The sequence below is a fragment of the Idiomarina sp. genome, from assembly GCF_048260185.1.
Classification (GTDB): domain Bacteria; phylum Pseudomonadota; class Gammaproteobacteria; order Enterobacterales; family Alteromonadaceae; genus Idiomarina.
In genome coordinates, this window is sequence record NZ_JBLXHB010000001.1 from 94,030 (window position 1) to 118,594 (window position 24,565).

Sequence of the window (24,565 nt, forward strand, 5' to 3'; positions counted from 1 at the left end):
AAACTGCTCATTTAGTGTCATAAAGGCTTGGCAAGGTAGCTACAACTGAAGCCAAAATGGGTTTTAAACCACATGGTACTCATCAGTTATTTACAACGTTTTGATCGCTATTGTTATTGTTTGTTTTCTGGTTTGCGGGCTAAGGATTTGCCCGGACAAATTGCACTGCTGACGTCGCGCAGTGGTGACGGTTACGGTTACCTGGTTATTGCGCTAATGGCCTGGCTTCTGGACGAATCCGGCGACGACTATTTTGCCCACCTGTTACTTGCCTTTGCACTTGAGCTACCGGCTTACTGGATAATGAAAAACAGTTTTCGGCGTCAGCGACCCAGTGAGTTGAATTTATCTTTTGCTGCTTTGGTTGTCGCCAGTGATAAATTCAGTTTTCCTTCCGGCCATACCGCAGCGGCTGTTCTGTTTTCTACAGTAACCTATCAGTATTACCCAAATCTTGGCTTAGTCTGTTTTGGCTGGGCTGCTGCTATTGGTGCCTCCCGAGTTGTGGTTGGCGTCCATTATCCCAGCGATATTGTTGCCGGCGCTTCGCTGGCTATTGTCGTATCGGAGTTCGTTATATGAAAATTCTTTATGGTATACAGGGCACGGGTAATGGTCACCTGAGTCGCTGTCACACCATGGCAAAGTCCCTTGCAAAATATAATGTTGATATTGATTATCTGATATCGGGACGTGATGTTGCCGGTTTATTCGATATGGATGTTTTCGGCGATTATCAGTGGCAGCAGGGTCTGTCTTTTGTCACTGAAAAAGGTCGGTTAAGAAGACGTAAGACATTACTGAACAATGACTGGAGTCAGTTTTGGCAGGATGTAAAAAAGTTACCGGTAAAAGATTACGACTTAGTGATCACAGATTATGAACCCGTAACTGCCTGGGCTGCTAAAAAAGCCGGAGTGCGTTGTATTGGTTTAGGTCGTCAGTATGCTTTTCAGGAGCCCGAATTGTTCCGGCGCTTGTCCTGGTGGCAGAAAAAGCTGATATCTTCATTTGCGCCCTGTTCAGAGCCTGTCGGTATGCACTGGCTTTCAACCGGAAATGCTATTCCCCCCGTGGTCAGGCATGAAGAAAATAACTGTGGTGGCTTAATGCAGCGTGTGGTTGTGTATTTACCTTTTGAAGACCCTCGGCATGTAATTGAACAATTGCAGCCTTTAGATAACTACGAGTTTTCTTTTTTTCATCCCTTGGCTAAGCGCGAGTCTCTCGGTCATATCGAGTGTTACCCACCCTCGAGAGCGGAGTTTGCCGCTCACTTCAATAAGGCGTCGGCTATTTTGTCTAATGCGGGGTTTGAAACCAGTTGCGAGGCTCTGAGTCAGGGCAAAGCGCTTGCAGTAAAGCCTTTAACTGGTCAGTTTGAGCAAAAATGGAATGCGCAGATACTGCAGGAGCATGGGTTAGCGCATGTCCTTAAGCGAATCGACAGTGTATCAATTGATAGTTGGTTAACCCAACGTAATCCGCAACGGTTATATTGGCCTAATGTTGCAGATGAATTAGCTCAGTGGATATCTAAAGGCGCTGAGCAGCCTGTTACTGAGCTGAGTGCAGGGCTGTGGTCCAGAAACGAAAAAACCGCCGTATAGGCGGTTCTCTCTAAATGTGGCTCCCCAGGTTGGATTCGAACCAACGACACATGGATTAACAGTCCACCGCTCTAACCAACTGAGCTACTGGGGAATTGAACAGGTTGGATGTTGCTTGGCTCCCCAGGTTGGATTCGAACCAACGACACATGGATTAACAGTCCACCGCTCTAACCAACTGAGCTACTGGGGAACAACATTCAACGGCTGCGAATATTAAAGCTCATACGCAGGGGTGTCAACTATTCTGCGAAGGTTTTTAAAGGAAAACGGTTCGGTTGTCGAAAAAGTCGACAAAATAGCTTTTTTAATCATATTAGCGCTAAAACATACGCCAATCGCTGTCGATGACAATGTCAAGTAACTGTAAAATATTCATCTATAACATAAGTACTATGTTTATCGCTGATCTCATTATCCACAGATATCTGAATGTCGCAGTAGATAACGGCTACATGATCTTATCCACGGAATCTGTGGATAACCTTGTGTTTAACTCTGTTAAGTCGTAAGAGTCATGCGGGTTTGAAGGCATTTTTAGGTCTGGTTAAAAAATAACGCAGTGATTTAATTTCTATAAAATACAATGGGTTATGTTATTTTGATGAATAAACACTCATGTTGGTGATTACGTCACCAACCAATGCCTGAAGAATCAGCAACTTGTGTATTTCTTAGTGAATTTGACTAAAAAACGCGCCAAAAAATCTTTCTAGAAATAAGTTGATCGGGCTTGACATTGCTTAAATTGATCGGGATCTGATTGACTTTATCTGAGGTGAACTTTTAGTAATTTGTAATAAAACTATCAAAATAGAAAAGGGCAATATTGGCGTGATTTGAGCTGGAATGACTGTTCAATTAATAGGGTTTTGGCGCTCATTCAGGAAAATGGCGCCAAAACCTTTATTTTATAAACTTTCTGAGAAGTCTTTAATTCTCTTAACCGCTTCTTTTAATACATCCATGCTGGTCGCAAAGGACAGGCGGCAATAACCATCGGTACCGAAAGCTGAGCCCGGCACTAGGGCCACGTTTGCTTCGGTAAGTAGTTTTTCGCAAAGTTCAACGTCACTGCTGACCTTAGCTTTAGCCATTAGTTCGTCAACCTGTGCGAACGCGTAGAAGGTGCCGTCACCGGGTACACAGTTAACGCCGTCGATACTATTTAAGGCATCTACCAGGTAGTCGTGACGCTCTTTAAATGCACTTACCATTGTGTCAATGCAGCTCTGGTCACCATTTAATGCCGCCGCCGCTGCATACTGACTGATGCTGGTTGGGTTTGAAGTACTTTGTGACTGCATTTTTTTCATGGCTGCAATAATAGGTTTAGGTCCGGCAGCATAACCGATACGCCAGCCTGTCATTGCATAAGCTTTGGATACTCCGGTCAGGATAACGGTGCGATCTTTAAGATCCGGAGCCACCATAGGGAAGTTAGCAAAAGCCGAATCACTCCAGAGGATATGTTCATACATATCATCAGTGGCGATAAGTACCTTTGGATAGTCACGCAATACTTCAGCCAAAGCTTTCAGTTCGTCTGCTGTGTATGCCGTTCCCGCCGGGTTAGACGGACTATTAATAAACATTAACCGGGTTTTATCGGTCAAGGCTTCGCGCAGTTGTTCTGGTGTGATCTTAAAACGCTGATCAATACCGGCTTTAACAATAACAGGCTCTGCGCCAACTAGTTTGGTCATATCCGGATAAGAAACCCAATAAGGTGCGGGGATAATGACTTCATCACCCGGGTTTAACCAGGCACTGAGCAAATTAAAAATACTGTGTTTGCCGCCGGCAGAGACAATAATTTCTTTGCGCTCGTAGCTCAGGTTATTGTCGCGCTGCAGCTTTTTAATGACTGCATCTTTTAGCTCGTCGATACCATCAACCGCAGTGTATTTTGTTTTACCATCGCGAATCGCCTGAATAGCCGCTTCTTTGATAAAATCTGGTGTATCAAAATCTGGCTCGCCGACGCCCAGACCAATAACATCTTTGCCTTGTTGGCGTAATTCATTGGCTTTTTGAGTAACCGCCAGAGTCGGCGATGGTTGAATCGCATTGATACGATCAGAGAGTTGATAATCCACGTTCAGATCCTGTTTTTCGCAAGGGTTGAAATGCCCATTACTATACGGATCGCAGTGGCTAAAGTCTATTCTCCGTAGCCACAAAGCACAGTCTCATGTACACTATTTGGCTATCGAACTGAGGAGGGATTGAATGGCAGCTGCCGACGCATCAAGAAGTCTTATCAGCGCGCCGGTAGGACAAAAACTCTGGGAAATGACCTGGCCGGTTATTTTCGGTGTGGCTACTCTTATTAGCTTCAATGTTGTCGATACCTTCTTTATCAGTATGCTCGGAACAGACCCTCTTGCGGCTGTCAGCTTTACTTTTCCCGTTACTTTCACCGTTATAAGCCTGGCCATAGGTTTAGGTATAGGCACTTCTGCTGTCATTGCCCGTAAATACGGCTCAGACAGGCCGGAAGAAGCTCATTTTGATGGTTTTTCTGCGCTTTCAGTATCCGCCATACTAGTTGCAGCATTGGCACTCATAGGCTATTTGCTGATGGACCCGGTTTTCAGTTTATTGCAGGCACAGGAACGATTGATGCCGCTGATACGAGAGTATATGACGCTCTGGTATCTGGGGTGCGTGATGTTGGTTACGCCTATGGTTGGGAATGCGGTTTTGCGGGCCGCCGGTGACACACGAACACCATCGCTTATTATGGCTTCCGGTGGGTTGGCAAACGCCATTTTTGACCCAATTTTAATTTTTGGCTGGGGTCCAATACCCGCTATGGGCATTGAGGGCGCCGCTCTTGCCAGTGTTATTTCCTGGTTTAGTGGTGTCTTTTTAGTGTTTTGGTTACTGCGCAGAAACAAGTTGGTTTCTTCCAAACCGCCGGGTGGACGAGCTTTTTTTCAAGCATGGGTTAAGTCAGCCCGCGGTATTTTAAAAATAGGTATGCCGGCAGCCAGCGCCAATATGCTGACGCCATTAGCTATGTCAGTGATGACTGCTATTGTCGCATCTTACGGAGCTCCGGCCGTGGCAGCGTTCGGTGTCGGGTCCCGACTGGAGTCACTGGCCAGCGTCATTATACTGGCGTTGTCCATGTCATTGCCGCCATTAATTAGCCAGAACTATGGTGCGGATCGTATTGATCGGGTGAAAGAAGCCTACCGGACGGCGTTACAAGCCGTGCTGGCCATTCAGGCGGTCATTTATTTACTGATGCTGGTAACCGCACACTGGGTAGCTCAGGTATTTGCTGAAGAGCAGGCGGTTGCGGACATTGTTAAGCTCTTTATTTATATTATGCCGTTGGGTTACGGGTTACAGGGCATTATTATACTGACCAATTCCAGCTTTAATGCTGTGCACCGGCCAATGAACGCGTTGTGGTTAAGTATCATTCGTCTATTTGTTTTATTCGTACCACTCTCATATTTAGGGAGTTTACTCGCTGACTTAACCGGTTTATTCATTGGTGGTGTGGTCGCTAATCTGTTTACTGCTGTTATTGCGTATTGGTGGTTTTCACGCGAGTTGAGGAGAGAACGTGGCTAAGAAATTTGAACTGGTTTCTAAATACAAGCCGGCGGGTGACCAGCCCAAAGCCATTGAGTCGCTGCTCGATAATCTGGACGCCGGTTTGGCGCATCAGGTGCTTTTGGGGGTAACTGGTTCAGGTAAAACCTTTACCATGGCAAACGTTATTGAACGCTCGCAGCGACCTACGTTGATATTGGCGCACAATAAAACCCTGGCGGCGCAGCTTTATGGTGAGATGAAAGAGTATTTCCCCAATAACGCGGTGGAATATTTTGTCTCTTACTATGACTACTATCAGCCTGAAGCTTATGTGCCGACAACCGATACTTTCATTGAGAAAGACGCCTCAATTAACGACCACATAGAGCAAATGCGTTTGTCAGCTACCAAGGCTCTGATGGAGCGCCGTGACGTAGTTCTGGTTGCGTCGGTATCAGCCATTTACGGTCTGGGTGACCCTGAGTCCTACATGAAAATGATGCTGCATTTGCGTCGCGGTGACATTATCGATCAGCGCGACGTTCTGCGGCGTTTGGCTCAGTTGCAGTATAAGCGAAACGACGCAGCCTTCGAGCGCGGTACGTACCGGGTTCGTGGCGATGTGATTGATATTTTCCCGGCCGAGTCGGAAGAAATAGCAGTACGTCTGGAGCTATTTGACAGCGAGGTTGATCGTATTAGCTTTTTTGAACCGTTAACCGGGCAGGTGACGGAAAAAGACGTTGCGCGTGCCACTATTTATCCGAAAACGCATTATGTAACACCGCGGGAAGTGCTGGTTAAAGCCATTGAAAAGATAAAAGATGAGCTGAAAGATCGCCGCGATATTCTACTTAAGCAAAACAAACTGATAGAAGAACAACGCATTAATCAGAGGACTCAGTTTGATATTGAAATGATGCTGGAGCTTGGTTATTGCTCGGGCATTGAAAACTACTCACGCTATTTATCCGGTCGTGCACCGGGCGAGCCGCCACCAACCTTAATGGACTATTTACCTGATGATGCATTGCTGATTATTGATGAGTCGCACGTTACTGTGTCGCAGGTTGGCGCTATGTATAAGGGCGACCGCTCACGTAAAGAAAACCTGGTGGAATACGGTTTCCGTTTACCCTCAGCACTGGATAACCGGCCGCTTAAATTTGATGAGTTTGAGGCTATAGCGCCACAAACCCTATATGTGTCAGCGACACCGGGCAAGTATGAATTAGAGCGCAGCGGTAATGAAGTGGTTGAGCAGGTTGTCAGGCCGACAGGATTGATTGATCCGCAGATAGAAGTGCGTCCGGTTGCCACCCAGGTGGATGATTTAATGTCTGAAATACGCTTGCGGACAGAGTTAGGCGAACGGGTTCTGGCGACAACTTTAACCAAAAAGATGTCGGAAGATTTAGCCGACTACCTGGATGAACACGGTATAAAAGTGCGTTATCTGCACTCAGACATTGATACCGTTGAACGTATGGAGATTATCCGCGATTTACGTCTGGGTAAGTTCGATGTACTGGTAGGTATTAACTTGCTGCGGGAAGGTCTGGATATGCCGGAAGTGTCGCTGGTCGCGATATTAGACGCAGATAAAGAAGGTTTCCTGCGCTCCGACCGCTCGTTAATTCAGACGATTGGTCGTGCCGCACGTAACGTTAACGGCCGCGCCATTTTATATGCCGACCGTATTACCGGCTCTATGCAACGTGCTATGGATGAAACTGACCGTCGCCGCGAGAAGCAAATTGCTTACAACAAAGAGCATGGTATTACCCCGCAGGGGCTGAATAAAGACATTACCGACGTGATGGACCTGGGACAGGGTTCCGCTAAAGCTCGTAAGAGTAAGGCTGAAAAAGCACTGGCTGAAGTCGCCTCGGGGTATGATGCCCGCACTGTGGTTGTAAAAGACGCGAAAGCGGTGATGAAAGAAATCGACGCTAAAGAGAAAGAGATGTACAAAGCGGCGCAGAATCTTGAGTTTGAACAAGCAGGTAAACTGCGCGATGAAGTCGCTGAACTGCGCGAACAACTTAAACGAGCGGTTTAGAGATAAATACCCTGCAACGAACAGGGTTATCGCTTTTATCAATTGGCTGTAACAATCTTAATCGGCAATAATTAGCAAAAGTCGACGCGGGAGATTGTTATGAAAGACGCAGTAAAGACAGTATCATTTGGTATCATGCATTTTACCATCGCCTTTGGCGTAGTCTGGTTAATGACAGGCGATGTCGTGCTTGGTGGTGCCATTGCTCTGATTGAACCTTTAGTGAATACAGTAGGTTATTATTTCCATGAAAAAATCTGGCAGCGAGGCGATAAGCGCCGGGCAGCGATTGGTAGAGAGAGCACGATACCTGGATAAAGAGGGCAGGGCGAGTATCCCGCTCTCGTTGTTGCTGGTGCTTTTATTTGAAATGCGTGGCTATGTTGCCGCCATCATATCTCTGACTTTTTCTGAAGACCGAACTCGATTATTGAAACTCTTCTACACCAGTTCAGAGCAGTTCGGGCTAATGTTACTGATTGGTCTGCCTGCTCTAATTGTTTTGCTGGCAACCACCTTTGTCGGCGAAGACAAACCTAACTGGGCAAATAGATTAATGCGTTTTGCTCAACCTCTGTTATTACTCTCTTTAGTTTTTGATGCCGTACTTATTTCCTGGTTGTTCATTGAGCAACATGGTGCTTTTTCATTTGGACGTGCAGCAATTGTTTTTGGTTGGTTTATTTGTGGTTGGTATTTAATAAAGTCCAGACACTGGCGTTTTTATCGACAGCACCTGATTAATATAGAGTAACTTGAGTAAAGGTAGTTGATTTTTAAGGTTTAACGTTCTTTAATGGCTGTCTGAGAACTGATTCGGGCCGGCATGAACTTCTTAAATAACTTTTTTCTGCTTAAAGACGAAGGAACGTCAGAAAATGGTGTTCCCAATTGGCGAGTCAGCGCACTAAGAATTATTCTTTTCTCGGGAATGATTCTTTGTCTGGTGGTGTTTTTGCATAGCTTTGATGATGCGTTAGAAGCTCAACTTCCCCATATTATTGCAATTACATCCGCTTTTTTAGTTAGCATGTTAGGCTTACTTTGGCTAAGTAAAAATTACTATTATTTCTGTGCCAACTTTTTGCAGATTACTATTATTGCAGCAAGTGTCTCCTGTAATTTATTCCTCGATGATATGAACCTTGCAAAAATAGGTTCGATGTATATGTATGCTTGCCCCCTGATTGCTTTAATGCTTTTAGGTGGCAGGGCTGCAATATTTTACGCGATATTGAATATCGTGCCTTTTTATATTGTTTTTAACAACGTTAATTTGTCTTTCTTCGCTGAACCCAGTGTGCTGTTTCCTGACGCTGCATGGTATATCGCAGGAAACATGTTTCTATTCTTTAATATCTGCATTCCTTTGGCCGTGGCTCGTACCATAGTTGCTGCAAAACGACTGAATCAGGAAACGCAGAAGTCTAATGATTACTTAAAAGGCAAGAATTCGCTGTACCGGGTGTTTTTCGCCGAGTCCAGAAGACCTAAAGTTATTGTTAGTGAAGACGGAATAATTACTGATTTTAATAAGCAAGCCGGTGAGATTTTTGGTTTAGATGAGCCCGCGAGAAGTGGTTATCAGTCTATTTCTAACTGGTTTCCCGATATAAACCATGCCAAATTACCCACGGGTGGCAAGATTATTCGGCATGAGCATACATACCAACAAGTTGTGAGGTTAGAAGCTCCGGAAGCCAGCTCTTATGTTTATGAGTTTGTTGATTGCACACAAGAGAAAACGCTGGAGAGCAACCTGACGTTTTTAGAGCAGGAAAACCGCCGTTTGCGTTACCTGGATACTCAGACAAACTTACCGAACAGTGACTGGTTTGAGTTGCAATGCAACAAGTTAATTTCCAAGTCAGATCGTGAGTTCTTTGTGGTTGTCGCACAAAGTGAAAGCGAAGATTACCTCAGATTAAAATATGGTGAGAGTGTTATCCGAAAGCTTTTAGCGTCCTCATACAGTCGCTTGAAGAAGCACAGACAGCATCCACGTTTAACGGCGACTATTGCGTTAAATAAGCTGGTGTTTATTTTGCCAAAAACGGTAGAAAATGAATTAGAAGACGTTTTACTGGATATTAAAAACACTCTCGACAAAGAGTACACCTTTCAGGGGATTAAATGTCAGCAGTCTTTTCAGTTTGGTGTGGCCAGGTTTCCTAAGCATGGTGAAACCGCTGACGTTGTTGTTTCCCGTGCGTTGGAAGCAAAAAAATTCGCTTCTGTGAACCAGTTTTATCATCTTTATGATACTGAAAACTCAGAAGAGTTTATGGAACGCCATGAAATCTCAATTCTTTTGGATGAAGCCATACAGAACGACGAGTTGGATGTTTGTTTTCAACCGAAAGTGACTGCCGATGGCACTTGTGTCGGGCTTGAAGCACTTGCCCGCTGGGACAGCCCTGTACTGGGTTCCATTTCTCCGGCTATTTTTATTCCAATTGCAGAAGAGTACCGAATGATAAGTCGCTTAACCGATTTAATTGTTCAGAAAGTCTGTGCTCAGATATCGCTGTGGAAGAAGAATGATTTCCTGCTGTTACCCGTAGCCATAAACATTTCACTACTGGACTTTTCTCAGCCCGATTTTATTTCGAAGCTGGTCAAATATCTGGCTGACTTTTCGGTTAAACCCTCACAGATAGAGCTGGAGTTAACAGAAACCTGTCTGGAGTCGGATAGGGTCAACTCCTTAGAGCTTATGAATGAATTGAAGTCCTGGGGCTTTAAGGTCTCGGTTGATGACTTTGGAGTCGGCTATTCCAGTGTTACCCGGTTGGCTTATTACCCGATTGATAAGTTAAAGCTGGACAGAGCGCTGCTTCGCGGCATAAAAACCTCCGGGCGACAATACAGCTTAGTTAAGGGTATTTTTAATATTTGCTCTGAATTGAAAATTAAATGTGTCGTTGAAGGTGTAGAAGAAAAGTCTCAGTTAACAAGGTTAACCGAAATTGGCTTTTCAGAGTTTCAGGGGTTTTACTTTTCTAAGCCGTTAACGGTAAGTCGCTATGAAAAGCATGTTAAAACCCACGGTCTGGTCTTTTTAGATAAAACTGGTCAGCGACTGTCTTAATTTGTCTGGCCAGTTAAGTAATACCACTTGCCATCTTCGAAGATAAAATCAGATTTTTCTTCCATAAAAGCAATATCATCTCCGTCACGATAAAATGCGCGGAAATGCACCTGTCCTTTATTCTGATCTACGCTGGAAGAAATAACCTGCAGTTTAAGCCAGTTTGGTGAGTCGCTTAAATCGAGAAATGCGGGACGGTAGCTGCTATGCCATGTCGCTTCTAAGTAGCCTGCTAAGCGTCCGACAAAGGCACTGTAGCGTGAACGCATTAAGGCTTCAGGCGATGACGCAAGTGATTCTCCATTATGATATGGATAGCAACAATGTTGATAGGTTTTATCGAGGCCGCAAGGGCAGGGTTCAGATAGTTTCATAGCGCGAACTTTACCAGCACGCGCGCTGATTTCAACTGCAATTTTTAATCTGTTTTGCCGGAGTGATTTTTGCCCAGGCCCCCACTTATTGTTAGTTGCAGGGCTTCGGCAGGCTTCATCGTTAGTGACTCAATACAATCCGCCGGCACTATGACCATATAGCCGCCGACGTTATAACTCATGGGCAAGAATACCGCTACCTGGTCGCCTTCCATCAATTCCGACAAGCGGTCACCCTTAATGCCGCTTTTCTTGGTGACGATACCAATAAGCCGCAGTTTGCTGCCGGGCAGGGTGACTAATACAACAGACTCTTCAGCGAAGTTTTTGCCCGACATCATTTCAAAGACATCGTTAATGGTACCGTAAAGACTGCGCAGCAGTGGCAGCCGGTTGATGAGCTTTCCGGGAAGCTGCCAGAGAGAATCAATGAAGTTCCAGCGAGAGCTAAAGCCAATAAGCATAGCGATAGCTAAAAAGCTGATAAAGGCGAGGCCCGGGAAGTATGAAGACTCTCCCAATAAGGTTATCCATATAGGCTTAAGCCAGGTTTCAATGGTAACTAGCAGCCATTGCAGTAACGCAAAGGTCACAACAATGGGCAGTAAAATGGCTAACCCTTTAAATAAATACTGCAGCGTTCTTTTCATTATTTAATAAGTCTTTTGGCACAGAGTTAGCCGCATTGTGAAGCGAATAGATCAATCGGACAAGTAATATTCTATGGTGGATACAACCCTTACATTTTTCAGATGAGGGTTATGTCGGTCGCGAGCACTAATGCTAAACTGCCCCTGACGCGCCTGTTTGATTTTTCCCAGTTGAGAGTTCGAGTCTATAGCGAACTTTTCTGCTACTTCCCGTGCTTTCTTGGTGGCCTCTTCTATCATTTCAGGCTTTACCTCATTCAACCGGGTAAATAAGTATTCTGGTTGCGCCTGATAATCGTCGCTACTGAGGACAATACCTTCTTTACCCAGGTCGGCAAGGTCTCCCATAACGCTGCGAACCTGCTCAACTTTATTGGAGTAAACCGTAATGGCCTGTGTGGCGGTATAACGAAATTCTGCCGGTTGAGATGAACCGTAACGCTGGGCTGATTTATCGGTAATAGAAGGGGCTGACGAGGATATTTCATCCGGCTCGATGCCTTTTTCCCGTAAGAAGGCGATGACCTTTTTATTGGATGCTTCCATAGTTTCATAAATTTCTGATAAATCGTTGCTGGCCGCGGTAAATTGAATAGGCCAGATAACGGTGTCGGCAAGATATTCTCTTTCAGACAAGCCTTTTACGGTCACACTGCGCTCCATCGATTTATGCTCAAGCACGGCATTTGAGCCGATGATGCCAATAACGACAAAGCTAATGATTAGAGAGATGCCTAATATCAGAGTATTTTTGGTTGAGCTCATCAAAATCCCCAGAATTGTTTGAAAAAAGTGGCTTGCGGTAACGTACAGTCGTACGAGTATTTTCTCATTCTATTTATAGGTGACCAGCGGTAATTTATCCAGTGGGAATTTGCCCCCGCTGCCGTTCAGCAGCAGTGGGCGACAGTTCAGCGAATTAAAATGAATAGCGGACAGTTGCGCTTAAGCTGTCAACATCCAGATCCTGAGTTTCTCTATGAGTTTCATAGCCAAGACCGAAAGAGAAGTTTTTCGTAACGTGATAGAAAGCGGAAAGGTTAAAGCGAACAAGTTCTTCGTCAAATGCTACATAATCAAGTTTTGCGTCAACTTCAACGTTCGGAGTCAGCATAGAACGAAGTCCAATGCCTACACCCCAGGCATTCTCAGATGCCGATGCAGAAAACTCTTGGACAGAACCTGAAAATTTTGCTCGCTCAAAAGACGCCGTCGCGTATAAATCCGTTGTTTCCGTTAAGTGTTTGTACGAACCAACACCTGCGGACAGAAAATCGATGTCTAAATCGAAACCTGAGTCATCATTGGAGACAGAGTCGAAATCTGCAAATACGAAAAGGTTATCTAAAACGACCAGATCCGGGTTAATAGCAGCCGAACCGCCGACTCTGAATCCGTCGAAAGAAAGATCGCCAACTCCGTCAACGCCAACATCGGTATCAAGATAGGACGCATCAACTTTATTCCAGTTAGGGGATTGGGCCAGAACAGCGCCAGGTAAGGTCAGCATTGCCAATGCAACAACCGCTTTTCTCATAAATCTCTCCTTGGTTGAGAAAAGCGGGCAATATACCTTTAATAGCTAAGTGCTTCAATTGCTTTATATTTAACCTGACAGGAGATTGACGAGCGCCTATTCTCCTACGCTGTATGACAGAATTCGCGATAAATGACTGTAAGGTAACTGGGTCTGCTGATGCCAGTGGTTAAACGCACTTTGAGCTTGTTTTAACCCTTTTTGACTGGTGGGAGAAGCGTCTATCAGCTTGTAGTTGGTCAACGCGGTGATAACATCATTGGAAAGAATAAAACCGTCCCAGCCAAGCTCGCGCAAAACATACTGTGGGGTAACGCCGCCTAATCGCGAACCGTTCTTTTTAAGATAATGCAACAACTCCGCTTGTTGGCTCGATGGCCATTGAGCCAGAAACTGACCAAAACTGCCGTATTCTTCGGCTACTTCCACAATCATTCGTGCGTTAGCGGGCACGGTGTTTATTTTTTGCTGGTTGCGGACAATACGTTCATCTTTGGAAAGTGCCTCTAAGACTTCTGGGGGCACTTGTTGCCAGTAAAGAGGCACAAAGCCTTTAAAGGCTTCTTCAAAGCCCGGCCACTTCGCTTCAATAATGCGCCAGACAAAACCGGCGCGGAAAATACAACGGGTAATGGTTGATAAAATGACCCGGTCATCCAGCTGTTTCAGCTCGCTTGCAGGTGTAACTTTTGGCATGCGTGAGAGCATAGCGTTTTCGCCGCCTTTGCGTTGACAAGCGCGCTCATAAAATTGAGAAAAGTCTGTGGTTAGGTCTGTCATGGTTAACCTGCTCTTATTTCAACATCCAGTCGGCAATAGCCCGGCAGTGCAGTTCCGTGGTATCGAATAAAGGCAAAGCCGAATGCTCCTGCTGAACCAGTAAACCTATTTCTGTGCATCCCAGAATAACACCTTGCGCGCCTCGTTCGGCTAACGAATCAATAATGCGAAGGTAATGCTCCCGGGCTTCTTCAGTGAACTGGCCGTGACAAAGTTCTTTAAAAATGATGCTGTCGACGGTAATGCTGTCCTCTTCCTCTGGTACCAGAACCTGTACACTGTTTTCTTCCAGGCGCTCTTTATAGAAAGCTTGTTGCATGGTGAAACGGGTACCAAGCAGTCCAACGTTATGGACATTATTTTGTTTGAGATGAGAGGCTACTGCGTCGACAATATGCAGTAAGGGTATGGTTACGGCAGCTTCAACCTGAGGCGCCACTTTATGCATTGTATTTGTTGCTATAACAATACACTCGGCACCCGCGGACTCAAGTTGCCTGGCTTTGCCAATAAGAGCCTGCGCGGCTGCGTCCCAGTCGCCCTGGCTCTGCATTTTTTCAATAGGCGCAAAGTCAACGCTGGCAAGCAGGAGCTCTGCGCTATGTAGGCCACCAAGTCGTTCATTGATTAGCTGATTCAGGCGTCGGTAGTAAGTGCTGGTTGATTCCCAGCTCATGCCACCAATAATGCCGACTGTTTTCATTAAAACCTCCGCTCCGCAATAGGCTATTTAAAAATAGCCTAGCGCAGTTTGGACGTTAAGTTAACGGTGATATTAGATGAAAACAGTCTAGCTTATGTTCAGCCCCCAGTCGTCGTAGGCCGCTTTAGCCAGTTCTTCACGGAATTTAGGGTCGGCTATATGGATAAGCTCCCGCGCGCGCTCACTCATGCTTTTGGCTCGTAAATTCGCGATACCGTGCTCGGTCACAATGTAGTGAACGTGCGCACGAGTTGTTACGACTCCGGCTCCCGGTGCCAGCAGAGAACTAATACGGGAAACGCTTCCGCCACAAGCGGTTGACGGTAGCGCAATAACTGAGCGACCGCCTTCGGATAAGCTGGCGCCGCGAACGAAATCCATTTGTCCACCTACACCAGAGTAAATTTTTGTGCCAATTGAATCAGCACAAACCTGACCGCTTAAATCAACCTGCAGTGCGCTGTTAATCGACATAACCTGTTTATTCTGACGAATAACCGAGGTATCGTTTGTGTATTCAACATCAAGGAAAAACACTTCCGGGTTGTCATCCACAAAGTCATATAATGCCTGAGATCCCATCGCAAAGGTGGTGACAATGCGTCCTCGGTGTTTACGCTTGCGACTGTTATTAATAACGCCACGCTCAACTAAAGGCAGCACACCATCTGAAAACATTTCGGTATGAATACCTAAGTTTTTATGATGATGCAGACAAGCCAAAGTCGCATCGGGTATCGCTCCAATGCCCATCTGTAAACAGTCACCGTCGTTAATGAGTCCGGCAACTTGTTCACCAATTTTTTGAGTAACAGGGTTTTGTTGCGGTTGTTTATGCTGGGGAATCGTTGCCGCTTCTTCAAAATAGCGATCGAAGCGTTTAAGTTGAACCAGGGCATCGCCATGGGTGCGTGGCATATTCGGGTTTATCCAGGCTATAACCTTCTTTGCAACTTGCAGGGCGGCTCGCGTTGCTTCTACCGAAATACCTAAACTGCAGTTACCGTGTTTATCTGGCGGCGATACTTGAATAATAGCTGCGTCCAGCGGTTGCTCGCCTGAACGAAACAGCTTTGGAATTTCAGACAGGAAAATAGGAACGTAGTCGGCCAGACCCTGATTAACGGCCTGGCGGGTTGATGCTCCGACAAAAAATGCTCGTTGCCTGAGATGCCCGTTTAATTCCGGATCACCTAAAGCTTCGCTGTATTCCGTATGCAATTGCAATAGCGTTAAGTTTACACGCTGTTTGGCAACTTCCTTCAGACCCTCTAATAATTTGTAGGGAGTGGCCGCCATCGACTGACACCAAATAACATCTCCATCGTTCAGAATTGATAACGCTTGTATTGCCGAATTAACTTTCATTACTGCATCCTGTTTTGAGCTTGGTGCGATTATAACTGGTTCTGAAATAAGGGTATTTACCCAGTAAGTGATACCTCTTACTTTGACATAGCGTGTCGCTTAGCTAAAGTTGTTAACAAAATAGATCATTGCAGAACATTTGTTCAATGACTATTATTTCGCCAGTTTCTAAACATGGGCTTACCTTATGTCAATTCGCAATAAACTTCTCTCTGTCGGTGCGGTAACAACGGCTGCCTTTATCATACTACTAATGCTGATGATGTTTTTTCAGTCTCAAATTAGTCAGCTGCATCGCGCCAGTGAATTGCGGGAATCTGTACATAACGGTTTGTTACAAGTGCGTCGTGCCGAAAAAGATTTCTTTTTGCGAATGGATGAAAGTTACGCGGATAAACTACAGCAAGAAGTTAGTGTAACGATTGAAAGGTTAGAACAGCTTAACCAACTGGTTGCTGATGAGGGCTCTACGCGACTTATTGATGGTCTTGCTGAGCAGGTTTCAAAATATGAAGAAAATTTTAATAGTTTAGTTGCTGCGTTTAAGCAACGAGGACTGGATGAAAATAGTGGGGCCTATGGCGCGCTGCGGGCGGCGACGCATGAGCTGGAAGAAGCTATTGATACAGCCAACCGAACCGAATTGTTGGTAACTCTGTTGCAGATACGCCGTAGCGAAAAAGACTTTATGCTGCGTTTTGACGACAAGTACCTGGGCCGAGTTAACAATTTACTGGATGAGTTGAAAGCCGAGCTATCGGCATCGCCGAATCTGGCTTCCAAAGTTGACGCTTATCGTCGTGACTTTGGCCGTTACGCCAGCTTGTCGAAAGAAATTGGCCTGGATGAAGAGTCCGGGATTAAAGGCGAAGTAAGAACGATTGCAAGTGATATGGAGAGTTCGTTAGCTGAGTTGGATGAGAACCTCAATGTGTTGCTTCAGTCACGTCAGGCAACCATGAAGTGGGTTCCTATTGTGGTCTTTGCAGCAATTGCATTTATCGTCGTTGCTATGCTGTTCTGGGTTATTCGCTCAATTAATCAGCCGTTAACTCAGTTACGTGAAGACATGAAGAAAGTCCAGGGTAGCAATGATTTAACTCTTGTATCAGAAAAATTCCGTAGTGATGAGCTGGGTGATTTAGTCGATAGCTTTAATGAGTTGTTGAGTTATTTCCGTAACGTTATTAAGCAAATTAATGAATCAGTCGAGACGGTTAACGGGTTAACTCAGCAGGTGTCTGATACTGTTACTCATACGTCTGAGAATCTGGACATGCAGTCGCACGAAGTTGATCAGGTTGCAGCCGCTATCAATGAGATGGGCAGCACGGCTCATACTATTGCGAATGATGCAGAAGATACCGCCGAGCAGGTAAACAGTTTGTCCGACCAGGCTAAGCACGGGAGTACGTCGGTACAGGCTGGTGTTGAAAAGGTTCGTTATCTTGCGGAGCGTTTAAACAGCAGTGTGAGCGAAGCAAATACCTTAGCGGAACGCAGTGCGTCTATTACTCAAATTGTCACCGTCATTAACGGGATCGCGGAACAAACCAATTTACTGGCACTGAATGCGGCTATTGAGGCTGCCCGAGCCGGAGAGCAGGGACGAGGCTTCGCAGTTGTTGCTGATGAAGTCCGGACGCTGGCATCACGCACGCAACAATCTATTGGTGAAATTGAGTCTATTACCAGTCAGTTAAATCAGCAGACACAGGTCATTGTCACCACATTGCAGGAATGTAATGAGCTGGGTGAAGAGAGTGCTCAGCATTCATCGGAGTCGGATGAGTTATTTAATCGTATTCATATGGAGCTTTTAAAAATTAACGACCGCTCTGCGTCTATCGCAACGGCAGTTGAAGAGCAATCTGCAGTGGTAGATGAAACCGCCAGAAATATTACCCGTGTTCGGGATGCGGGTGTGGAAGCCGCGAATGACGCGCAGTCAAATGCCGACGCAGTTGCCCAGGTTCGTAAACAAACCGAGCAATTGCGCCAGGCGGTTATCAAATTCCGCGTGTAATTGATGTAGCCTGATGTTCACATCAGGGCGGTGTCCCACCTGACATAAATGTCAGGCTACGTCGGTGGTGTATCAAGCCGTTAAATACTTCGCATGGAAGCGAAGCTGGGCTTCAATAAATGAGGATATAAAGTAATAGCTGTGGTCGTAACCGTCGTGTAGGTGAACGGTACCGCCACCCTCTACTTCAGCAATGGCTTCTTTAAGGTTTTCAGGTTTCAGCTGTTCCTCTAAAAAGCCATCAGCTAAGCCTTGATCTACCCGAATTGGCAATGGCTGACCTTTCGACTTAATAATCTCAACAGCGTCGTACTGCTTCCATTGTTCGCGATCATCGCCTAAATAAGCACTAAAAGCTTTTTCACCCCAGGGGCACTGTGTTGGATTAGTAATAGGCGAAAAGGCAGAGATGCTGCTGTAGCGGTCGCTGTTACGCAAGCCAATAACCAAAGCACCATGGCCACCCATGGAATGACCTGCAATAGCGCGCTTGTCGTTAATTGGCAGTTCCGCTTCGACCAGTTCCGGAAGCTCTTTCACGATGTAGTCATACATCTGATAATGGTTTTTCCATGGCTCCTGAGTGGCGTTGACGTAAAAACCGGCGCCTAAGCCTAAGTCGTAAGCCCCGTCCGGGTCATCAGCTACGTTATCTCCACGCGGGCTGGTGTCCGGTACAATTAAAGCAATACCGAGTTCCGTTGCTACCCGCTGCGCACCGGCTTTGGTGGAAAAGTTTTCATCGGTGCAGGTTAAGCCCGATAAAAAATAAACCGCCGGAACTTCTGCTTTTTCTGCGCGTAATGGCAAAAAGACACTGAACTGCATAGCGCAGTTCAGTACTTCAGAGTCATGTTCAAAGCGTAACTGGCGTCCGCCGAAACAGCGGGTTTCGCTAACTTGTTTCATTACAGACTCCATTAATAATGAATAACTGAACGAATCGACTTACCTTCATGCATTAAGTCGAACGCTTCGTTAATCTCTTCTAACGGCATGGTATGGGTGATAAAGGTGTCTAAATCAAATTTCCCGTCCATATATTGTTTTACATAGTCGGGCAGTTCGGTACGACCCTTAACGCCACCAAAGGCACTACCACGCCATACACGGCCAGTAACCAGCTGGAAAGGGCGGGTAGAGATTTCTTCACCGGCACCGGCAACACCAATGATCACGGATTCACCCCAGCCTTTGTGGCAGCACTCTAGCGCGGCGCGCATAACGTCGACGTTACCAATGCATTCAAACGAGAAGTCGACACCACCGTCAGTCATATCGACAATAACTTCCTGAATAGGCTTGTCGTGTTTAGTTGGGTTCACAAAGTCGGTTGCGCCTAGCTCTTTGGCAATCGTCTGTTTGTCGTCGTTTACATCAACGGCAATAATGCGCGAAGCTTTGGCTTGTACGGCACCAATAATAACGGCCAGGCCAATACCACCTAAACCAAATACCGCAACTGTGTCGCCTTCCTGGACTTTGGCGGTGTTTTTAACCGCGCCCATGCCGGTGGTGACACCACAACCTAACAGACAGACTTTTTCTAAAGGAGCGTCTTTTGGAATTTTAGCCAGTGAAATTTCTGGTAAAACGGTGTATTCAGAAAAAGTTGAAGTGCCCATGTAGTGATAAATGGTCTCGCCGTCTTTTGAAAAGCGGCTGGTACCGTCCGGCATTAAGCCTTTACCCTGAGTGGCACGAACGGCCTGACACAGATTCGTTTTACCCGAGGTACAGAATTTACACTCACCACATTCCGCGGTGTACAGAGGAATAACATGATCACCCACTTCAACTGAGGTGACACCTTCGCCGACGGATTCAACAATACCGCCACCTTCGTGACCTAGTACAGAAGGAAAAATGCCTTCAGGATCTTTACCGGAAAGTGTGTAAGCATCGGTATGGCAAACACCTGTTGCTATAATGCGAACCCGCACTTCGCCTTTTTTCGGCGGCGCAACGTCAATAATTTCTTCTTTCAGTGGTTCGCCCGGGCCCCAGGCAACCATAGCGCGTGACTTAATGGTTTCCATAATAATTCCTTATAGTCTTGGATTTTCATTTTATTAGATAAAAGCGTAGCGTAAGTTTAACTTTTTCTCATTAGCAGGTAATCTACTGTTTTTACAAATTACTTTTTCATAAATGAAATAATAGGTGCAGAATGAAGCCATGGCAGGGGATCAGTGAGTTTGCGGCAGTGGCTGAGCAACAGAGCTTTACTGCGGCAGCCCGGCAACTCAGGTTATCTGTGGCGCAGGTTAGCCGTAATATAGCAGCGCTTGAGCACCGGCTGCAGATGCAACTGCTGTACCGCTCAACCCGCAGTGTCAGTTTAACGGAAGAGGGGAAGCTTTATTTACCTCATTGTCAGCACTTGGTTGCCAGCTTAAGAGACGCCGATCAGGCCATTCAGCAGCGAACGCAGCAGCCGCAGGGGCTGATTCGCATTACGGCACCGGTTTATTATGGTGAGCGTTTCATAGCACCTCTGTTGAATGATTTTTTACACATTTACCCAGAATGCCGGCTGGATTTTCAGTTAACCAACGAGCAGGTCGATTTAATAGAGGGCAGTTACGATGTTGCCATTAGATTAGGGCAGTTGGGTAACCCTCGGTTACGTGCCCGCAAACTAGGCTCGCGCCGACATTTCGTCGTCGGCTCTCCTGCTTATTTTGAAGAGTTTGGTCGGCCGCAAGATATTAACGCACTGGATGCGCACCGCTGTTTTACCGGAACGGTCAGGCAATGGCGCTTTCAGGTTGAGGGTAAACTGGAAACGGTTCGTCCGGAATCCTACCTGCATTGCAACAATGGTCTGGCGCTTCGTGACGCCGCTATGAAAGGTCTGGGGCTGGCTATGCTGCCGGACTATTATGTAACGGACTCATTGGCTAACGGACAGCTGGAGGAAGTATTAGCGGACTACCGGCAACCCGATGATGGTATATGGGCATTGTATCCGGAAAACCGTCAGGTGATTCCAAAAGTACGGGTATTACTAGACTATTTGTCAGGAAATTTATCAGGAAAATTTAATACTGGAGAAATAGAGAACTGAGAGAGTAAAAAAGTGGTGGTTGCTACTGGGCTCGAACCAGTGACCCTCGCCTTGTAAGGGCGATGCTCTCCCAACTGAGCTAAGCAACCATCCTGAAGGTCTGCAATTGACGGAAGAAGAGAAGTGGTGGTTGCTACTGGGCTTGAACCAGTGACCCTCGCCTTGTAAGGGCGATGCTCTCCCAACTGAGCTAAGCAACCATTTTCACTGTGACACTTCTGCGTCGTTGCGAGGTGGCATTATAGGGCGCAGATCTAAACTGTCAAATAAAAATTGCCAACTTGTGTTCGTTTGCTGACATTTTAATCATTTCGAATAGCAGATGCGTCAGGCGCTCAGTCTTGATAAACTTGCGCTCATAAAATTGACTGGTTTTAAAGAAAGGAACAAACATGAGTGTGGTAACGCGTTTCGCCCCCAGCCCGACTGGGTATTTGCACGTTGGTGGTGCCCGTACGGCATTGTATTCATGGTTAGTCGCAAAAGCGCAAGGCGGCGAGTTCGTACTGCGTATAGAAGACACTGACCGTGAACGTTCAACTCAGCCCGCTATTGATGCCATTTTAGAGGGGATGGAATGGTTAGGTTTAAGCTGGGATCGCGGACCTTATTATCAGACTCAGCGTTTTGAGCGCTATAAAGAGTTAATTGACAAATTACTGAAAGAAGACAAAGCCTATAAATGCTATTGCTCAACCGAACGTTTAGAAAAAATGCGTGAAGAGCAAATGGCTGCCGGTGAAAAACCTCGCTACGATGGCCATTGTCGCGACAACCCGGATGTTGGCGGTGATAAGTACGTCGTTCGTTTTCGTAACCCGCAAGAAGGCAGTGTTGCGTTTGATGATCACATTCGAGGACGCATTGAATTCGCTAATACTGAACTGGATGATTTGATCATTGCCCGTACCGACGGCACACCAACTTATAACTTCTGTGTGGTGGTTGATGACTGGGACATGGATATTACGCACGTGGTGCGTGGTGAAGACCATATCAATAATACCCCGCGTCAAATTAATATTCTGAAAGCTCTGGGCGCACCGGTACCGCAATACGCTCACGTGTCGATGATTTTAGGTGACGACGGTAAGAAGCTGTCGAAACGTCATGGCGCAGTCAGCGTTATGCAATACCGCGATGACGGCTACGTACCGGAAGCGGTCGTGAATTACTTAGCTCGTTTAGGTTGGTCTCATGGTGACCAGGAAATATTCAGCCGCGATGAACTGGTGGAATACTTCAAGCTGGATGACGTTAATAAAGCGGCCTCTGCGTTTAATACCGAAAAGCTGAACTGGCTAAACCAGCATTACATGAAAACGTTGCCTGCGGAGCAAGTTGCACCGCAATTACAATGGCAGTTTGACCAAATTGGCGTGGGCACAAGTGATGGTCCCGCGCTGGAAAAAGTCGTGTCGCTGCAGGCTGACCGGGTAAAAACCCTGAAAGAAATGGCGTCCATTAGCCGTTACTTCTTTGAGTCTGTTGATGAGTTTGACGAAAAAGCTGCGAAAAAGCATTTGCGCCCGGTAGCCAAAGAGCCGCTGGTAAAAGCCAAAGAACTGCTCGGAGCAATTAGTGACTGGAATGCTGCTACTATTCAGGCGGCAATTAACCAGACAGCAGCCGATTTGGATGTTGGTATGGGCAAAGTTGGCATGCCACTGCGTGTTGCTGCGACTGGTGGCGGTAACTCTCCATCATTAGATGTGACTCTGGAATTAATTCCACAGCAGACCGTTCTGGCGCGTATAGACCTGGCGTTAGAATTTATCTCTCAGAGAGAACAGGGGTAACCTGACATTTATATCGGGTGAGATCTGTTCCTGACGTAGAACGTCAGGTTATTTGGAATAAATAATGGCAGATATAAAACATTTGATTGCAAACAACAAAGAGTGGGCGGAGCAACAGGTAAAGAACGATCCTGATTTTTTCAAACGCTTAGTAGGGCAGCAATCCCCGCAATATCTATGGATAGGCTGTTCCGATAGTCGGGTGCCGGCGAACGAGATTGTGGGGATGGCTCCGGGTGAATTGTTTGTACACAGAAATGTCGCCAATCAAGTCATCCAGACTGATTTTAACTGCTTGTCGGTTATTCAGTTTGCCATTGAAGCGTTGAAAGTTCGGCATATCCTTGTGGTGGGTCATTACGGTTGTGGTGGTGTAAAAGCGGCACTTGAGAGTAAACCTCATGGGCTGGTTGACCACTGGCTGTATCCAATTCGTGATGTGTACCGCGAGCATGCCGAAGAGTTGGAACAACTGGGCGAGACTGAGCAGATTGATCGTTTGTGTGAACTGAACGTGATTGAACAGGTTAAAAACCTGGCCAAAACCAATATGGTGCAGGAAGCCTGGGACAAAGGTGAGTCATTGACAATACATGGTTGGGTCTATCGTTTAGATAATGGTTTGGTTAATGATATGAATGTATCGGTTTCAAGCCGGGAAGGCATGGAGCAGGTGTATCATGTTTACCACCAAAAGTTGCCGAAAGGCGGTTAAAGTTAAGATTTGATGAATTACTGAGCAAACTGGCATAAAAACGTTCAAACAGAAGTATTTTTAGAAAAAATAGTTGACACATTAGCTCAGGTCACAATAGAATGCGCCCCGCTGTCAAGGCAGTCTGCGACTGTCAGGTGCGGGGCTATAGCTCAGCTGGGAGAGCGCTTGCATGGCATGCAAGAGGTCAGCGGTTCGATCCCGCTTAGCTCCACCAAGTTGTTTTGGTAAAGCACTATTTGGCAGTAAGTATTTGGTTGTTGCGTCCCCTTCGTCTAGTGGTCCAGGACACCGCCCTTTCACGGCGGTAACAGGGGTTCAAATCCCCTAGGGGACGCCATTCAAATACAAACATGTAAGAAGTAATTTCTGCGTCCCCTTCGTCTAGTGGTCCAGGACACCGCCCTTTCACGGCGGTAACAGGGGTTCAAATCCCCTAGGGGACGCCATTACTTTTCTGCATATATTAAATTAAGTTCCATGGGTCCCCTTCGTCTAGTGGCCTAGGACACCGCCCTTTCACGGCGGTAACAGGGGTTCAAATCCCCTAGGGGACGCCACTTAAATCAACCGCCCGCAGGCGGTTTTTTTGTTTCTGGCTTTTACTACTTTGCCAACTCCAGTAAATAAGGTTCCAGAAAGTCTGCTATCTTCGGCTGGGCTTCCGCGGTGGGGTGAATGCCATCATCCTGCACATAATCGGCATTTGTTGCTATTTCTTCCATAAAGAACGGTATGAGTGTCACATTCTCTTCTTTTGCAACTTCTTCAAACATTTTTCGGAACTGTTCAGCAAAACGCTGGCCATAGTTTGGTGGCACCATAACCTGACTTAAACCGACTTTAACGCCTTGTTGCTGCGCCTGGTCGATGATTTGTTTCAAATTTGAACGAACTGTGTTTAGGTCAAATCCACGAAGTCCGTCATTACCCCCCAGCTCAATAAATAATGCATCGGGTTTATGGCGCTCTAAAACGCCTTCTAAGCGGCGCAAACCACCACGAGTGGTCTCGCCACTAATGCTGGCGTTAATAATGTTAATATCGGGATGAGAGCTCTCCCAGCGACGATCTAACTCGGCAACCCAGGTTTGTTCCTGAGAAAGCCCATAACCGGCGCTTAAGCTGTCACCTAAAACGACAAGTGAGACATTTGCGGAAACGCTGCGTATAACCAACAACAGCGCTAAAAATAAACACGTTTTCAAAAGGAAGTTTTTCATTT

The 24,565-nt window shown here is 46.2% G+C and carries 22 protein-coding genes and 8 tRNA genes; 15 read left to right on the plus strand and 15 right to left on the minus strand.

All coding sequences use genetic code 11. The features are described from left to right. Nucleotides 1–72 precede the first annotated feature (72 nt). Nucleotides 73–582 carry a phosphatase PAP2 family protein gene (locus ACN0RF_RS00520; protein ID WP_034821880.1) on the plus strand — a complete coding sequence of 170 codons (510 nt, stop codon included), beginning with the start codon at nucleotides 73–75 and terminating at the stop codon, nucleotides 580–582. After that, entirely contained in the window at nucleotides 579–1,610 is a 1,032-nt protein-coding gene (locus ACN0RF_RS00525) for a glycosyltransferase family protein (RefSeq protein WP_273025008.1), read from the plus strand. Before ACN0RF_RS00520 ends, ACN0RF_RS00525 begins: the two co-directional genes overlap by 4 nt. Nucleotides 1,611–1,627: 17 nt before the next feature. Here the strand turns inward: ACN0RF_RS00525 and ACN0RF_RS00530 are convergent. From ACN0RF_RS00530 to ACN0RF_RS00540, 3 genes are all read right to left on the minus strand, one after another. Next, nucleotides 1,628–1,704, minus strand: a tRNA-Asn gene (locus tag ACN0RF_RS00530). A gap of 22 nt (nucleotides 1,705–1,726) precedes the next feature. Beyond that, nucleotides 1,727–1,803: transfer RNA gene (locus ACN0RF_RS00535), tRNA-Asn, on the minus strand. 718 nt (nucleotides 1,804–2,521) lie between these two features. Further along, complete coding sequence (locus tag ACN0RF_RS00540) at nucleotides 2,522–3,709, minus strand: pyridoxal phosphate-dependent aminotransferase (protein WP_011235024.1); 1,188 nt, start codon at nucleotides 3,707–3,709, stop codon at nucleotides 2,522–2,524. A 133-nt stretch (nucleotides 3,710–3,842) separates the two neighbouring features. Here ACN0RF_RS00540 and ACN0RF_RS00545 point away from each other — a divergent pair, with 133 nt between their 5' ends. The 5 genes from ACN0RF_RS00545 (at nucleotide 3,843) to ACN0RF_RS00565 (ending at nucleotide 10,318) form a co-directional block, all read left to right on the plus strand. Beyond that, nucleotides 3,843–5,201 (plus strand): MATE family efflux transporter, encoded by a 1,359-nt coding sequence (locus ACN0RF_RS00545; protein ID WP_417437675.1) that lies wholly within the window; start codon nucleotides 3,843–3,845, stop codon nucleotides 5,199–5,201. Next, nucleotides 5,194–7,227, plus strand: coding sequence for an excinuclease ABC subunit UvrB (gene uvrB / locus ACN0RF_RS00550; protein ID WP_417437676.1), 2,034 nt, complete (start codon nucleotides 5,194–5,196; stop codon nucleotides 7,225–7,227). The genes ACN0RF_RS00545 and uvrB overlap by 8 nt, the downstream gene beginning before the upstream one ends. A 99-nt stretch (nucleotides 7,228–7,326) precedes the next feature. Further along, nucleotides 7,327–7,545 carry a DUF2061 domain-containing protein gene (locus tag ACN0RF_RS00555; protein ID WP_011235021.1) on the plus strand — a complete coding sequence of 73 codons (219 nt, stop codon included), beginning with the start codon at nucleotides 7,327–7,329 and terminating at the stop codon, nucleotides 7,543–7,545. Continuing rightward, a complete protein-coding gene (locus ACN0RF_RS00560; protein ID WP_417437677.1) occupies nucleotides 7,475–7,981 on the plus strand; it encodes a DUF2919 family protein in 507 nt (168 codons plus the stop codon). Before ACN0RF_RS00555 ends, ACN0RF_RS00560 begins: the two co-directional genes overlap by 71 nt. A 72-nt stretch (nucleotides 7,982–8,053) precedes the next feature. Beyond that, a complete protein-coding gene (locus tag ACN0RF_RS00565) occupies nucleotides 8,054–10,318 on the plus strand; it encodes an EAL domain-containing protein (protein ID WP_417437678.1) in 2,265 nt (754 codons plus the stop codon). On the opposite strand, the gene ACN0RF_RS00570 is transcribed toward ACN0RF_RS00565, so the two are convergent. From ACN0RF_RS00570 to ACN0RF_RS00600, 7 genes are all read right to left on the minus strand, one after another. Then, nucleotides 10,315–10,692, minus strand: coding sequence for a YchJ family protein (locus tag ACN0RF_RS00570; RefSeq protein WP_051018775.1), 378 nt, complete (start codon nucleotides 10,690–10,692; stop codon nucleotides 10,315–10,317). The genes ACN0RF_RS00565 and ACN0RF_RS00570 overlap by 4 nt on opposite strands. A 44-nt stretch (nucleotides 10,693–10,736) precedes the next feature. Beyond that, complete coding sequence (locus tag ACN0RF_RS00575; RefSeq protein ID WP_417437679.1) at nucleotides 10,737–11,342, minus strand: DUF502 domain-containing protein; 606 nt, start codon at nucleotides 11,340–11,342, stop codon at nucleotides 10,737–10,739. Between the two features lie 51 nt (nucleotides 11,343–11,393). Next, nucleotides 11,394–12,107 (minus strand): SIMPL domain-containing protein, encoded by a 714-nt coding sequence (locus ACN0RF_RS00580; RefSeq protein ID WP_417437680.1) that lies wholly within the window; start codon nucleotides 12,105–12,107, stop codon nucleotides 11,394–11,396. A 154-nt stretch (nucleotides 12,108–12,261) separates the two neighbouring features. Further along, on the minus strand, nucleotides 12,262–12,879 hold the full coding sequence (locus ACN0RF_RS00585) for an outer membrane protein (protein WP_417437681.1): 618 nt from the start codon (nucleotides 12,877–12,879) through the stop codon (nucleotides 12,262–12,264). 96 nt (nucleotides 12,880–12,975) lie between these two features. Further along, the gene (locus tag ACN0RF_RS00590; RefSeq protein WP_011235013.1) at nucleotides 12,976–13,659 is read right to left on the minus strand and encodes a DNA-3-methyladenine glycosylase I; all 684 of its coding nucleotides are present in this window, start codon (nucleotides 13,657–13,659) and stop codon (nucleotides 12,976–12,978) included. Nucleotides 13,660–13,672: 13 nt separating this feature from the next. Next, nucleotides 13,673–14,362: an aspartate/glutamate racemase family protein gene (locus tag ACN0RF_RS00595; protein WP_417437682.1), complete on the minus strand. Its 690-nt coding sequence runs from the start codon at nucleotides 14,360–14,362 to the stop codon at nucleotides 13,673–13,675. Nucleotides 14,363–14,449: 87 nt separating this feature from the next. Then, complete coding sequence (locus ACN0RF_RS00600) at nucleotides 14,450–15,730, minus strand: acetyl-CoA hydrolase/transferase family protein (RefSeq protein ID WP_417437683.1); 1,281 nt, start codon at nucleotides 15,728–15,730, stop codon at nucleotides 14,450–14,452. A gap of 187 nt (nucleotides 15,731–15,917) precedes the next feature. Here ACN0RF_RS00600 and ACN0RF_RS00605 point away from each other — a divergent pair, with 187 nt between their 5' ends. After that, entirely contained in the window at nucleotides 15,918–17,756 is a 1,839-nt protein-coding gene (locus ACN0RF_RS00605; protein WP_417437684.1) for a methyl-accepting chemotaxis protein, read from the plus strand. 72 nt (nucleotides 17,757–17,828) lie between these two features. On the opposite strand, the gene fghA is transcribed toward ACN0RF_RS00605, so the two are convergent. Beyond that, entirely contained in the window at nucleotides 17,829–18,665 is an 837-nt protein-coding gene (gene fghA, locus ACN0RF_RS00610) for an S-formylglutathione hydrolase (RefSeq protein WP_417437685.1), read from the minus strand. 11 nt (nucleotides 18,666–18,676) lie between these two features. Then, nucleotides 18,677–19,795 carry an S-(hydroxymethyl)glutathione dehydrogenase/class III alcohol dehydrogenase gene (locus ACN0RF_RS00615; protein ID WP_417437686.1) on the minus strand — a complete coding sequence of 373 codons (1,119 nt, stop codon included), beginning with the start codon at nucleotides 19,793–19,795 and terminating at the stop codon, nucleotides 18,677–18,679. Nucleotides 19,796–19,926: 131 nt separating this feature from the next. On the opposite strand from ACN0RF_RS00615, the gene ACN0RF_RS00620 reads away from it, so the two are divergent. Next, the gene (locus ACN0RF_RS00620) at nucleotides 19,927–20,826 is read left to right on the plus strand and encodes a LysR substrate-binding domain-containing protein (protein WP_224797194.1); all 900 of its coding nucleotides are present in this window, start codon (nucleotides 19,927–19,929) and stop codon (nucleotides 20,824–20,826) included. Between the two features lie 13 nt (nucleotides 20,827–20,839). Here the strand turns inward: ACN0RF_RS00620 and ACN0RF_RS00625 are convergent. Beyond that, nucleotides 20,840–20,915, minus strand: a tRNA-Val gene (locus ACN0RF_RS00625). Between the two features lie 35 nt (nucleotides 20,916–20,950). Continuing rightward, nucleotides 20,951–21,026: transfer RNA gene (locus ACN0RF_RS00630), tRNA-Val, on the minus strand. Nucleotides 21,027–21,218: 192 nt separating this feature from the next. On the opposite strand from ACN0RF_RS00630, the gene gltX reads away from it, so the two are divergent. The 6 genes from gltX (at nucleotide 21,219) to ACN0RF_RS00660 (ending at nucleotide 23,900) form a co-directional block, all read left to right on the plus strand. Beyond that, nucleotides 21,219–22,625, plus strand: a complete 1,407-nt coding sequence (gene gltX / locus ACN0RF_RS00635; protein ID WP_417437687.1) for a glutamate--tRNA ligase — start codon at nucleotides 21,219–21,221, stop codon at nucleotides 22,623–22,625. A gap of 64 nt (nucleotides 22,626–22,689) precedes the next feature. Next, nucleotides 22,690–23,340 (plus strand): carbonate dehydratase, encoded by a 651-nt coding sequence (gene can, locus ACN0RF_RS00640; RefSeq protein WP_011235005.1) that lies wholly within the window; start codon nucleotides 22,690–22,692, stop codon nucleotides 23,338–23,340. A gap of 141 nt (nucleotides 23,341–23,481) precedes the next feature. Beyond that, nucleotides 23,482–23,557, plus strand: a tRNA-Ala gene (locus ACN0RF_RS00645). A 47-nt stretch (nucleotides 23,558–23,604) separates the two neighbouring features. Next, nucleotides 23,605–23,680, plus strand: a tRNA-Glu gene (locus tag ACN0RF_RS00650). Nucleotides 23,681–23,713: 33 nt separating this feature from the next. Further along, nucleotides 23,714–23,789 (plus strand) — tRNA-Glu (locus ACN0RF_RS00655). 35 nt (nucleotides 23,790–23,824) lie between these two features. Next, a tRNA-Glu gene (locus ACN0RF_RS00660) sits at nucleotides 23,825–23,900 on the plus strand. Between the two features lie 45 nt (nucleotides 23,901–23,945). Here ACN0RF_RS00660 and ACN0RF_RS00665 read toward each other — a convergent pair. After that, nucleotides 23,946–24,563 (minus strand): arylesterase, encoded by a 618-nt coding sequence (locus ACN0RF_RS00665; protein ID WP_417437688.1) that lies wholly within the window; start codon nucleotides 24,561–24,563, stop codon nucleotides 23,946–23,948. Between the last annotated feature and the right edge of the window lie 2 nt (nucleotides 24,564–24,565).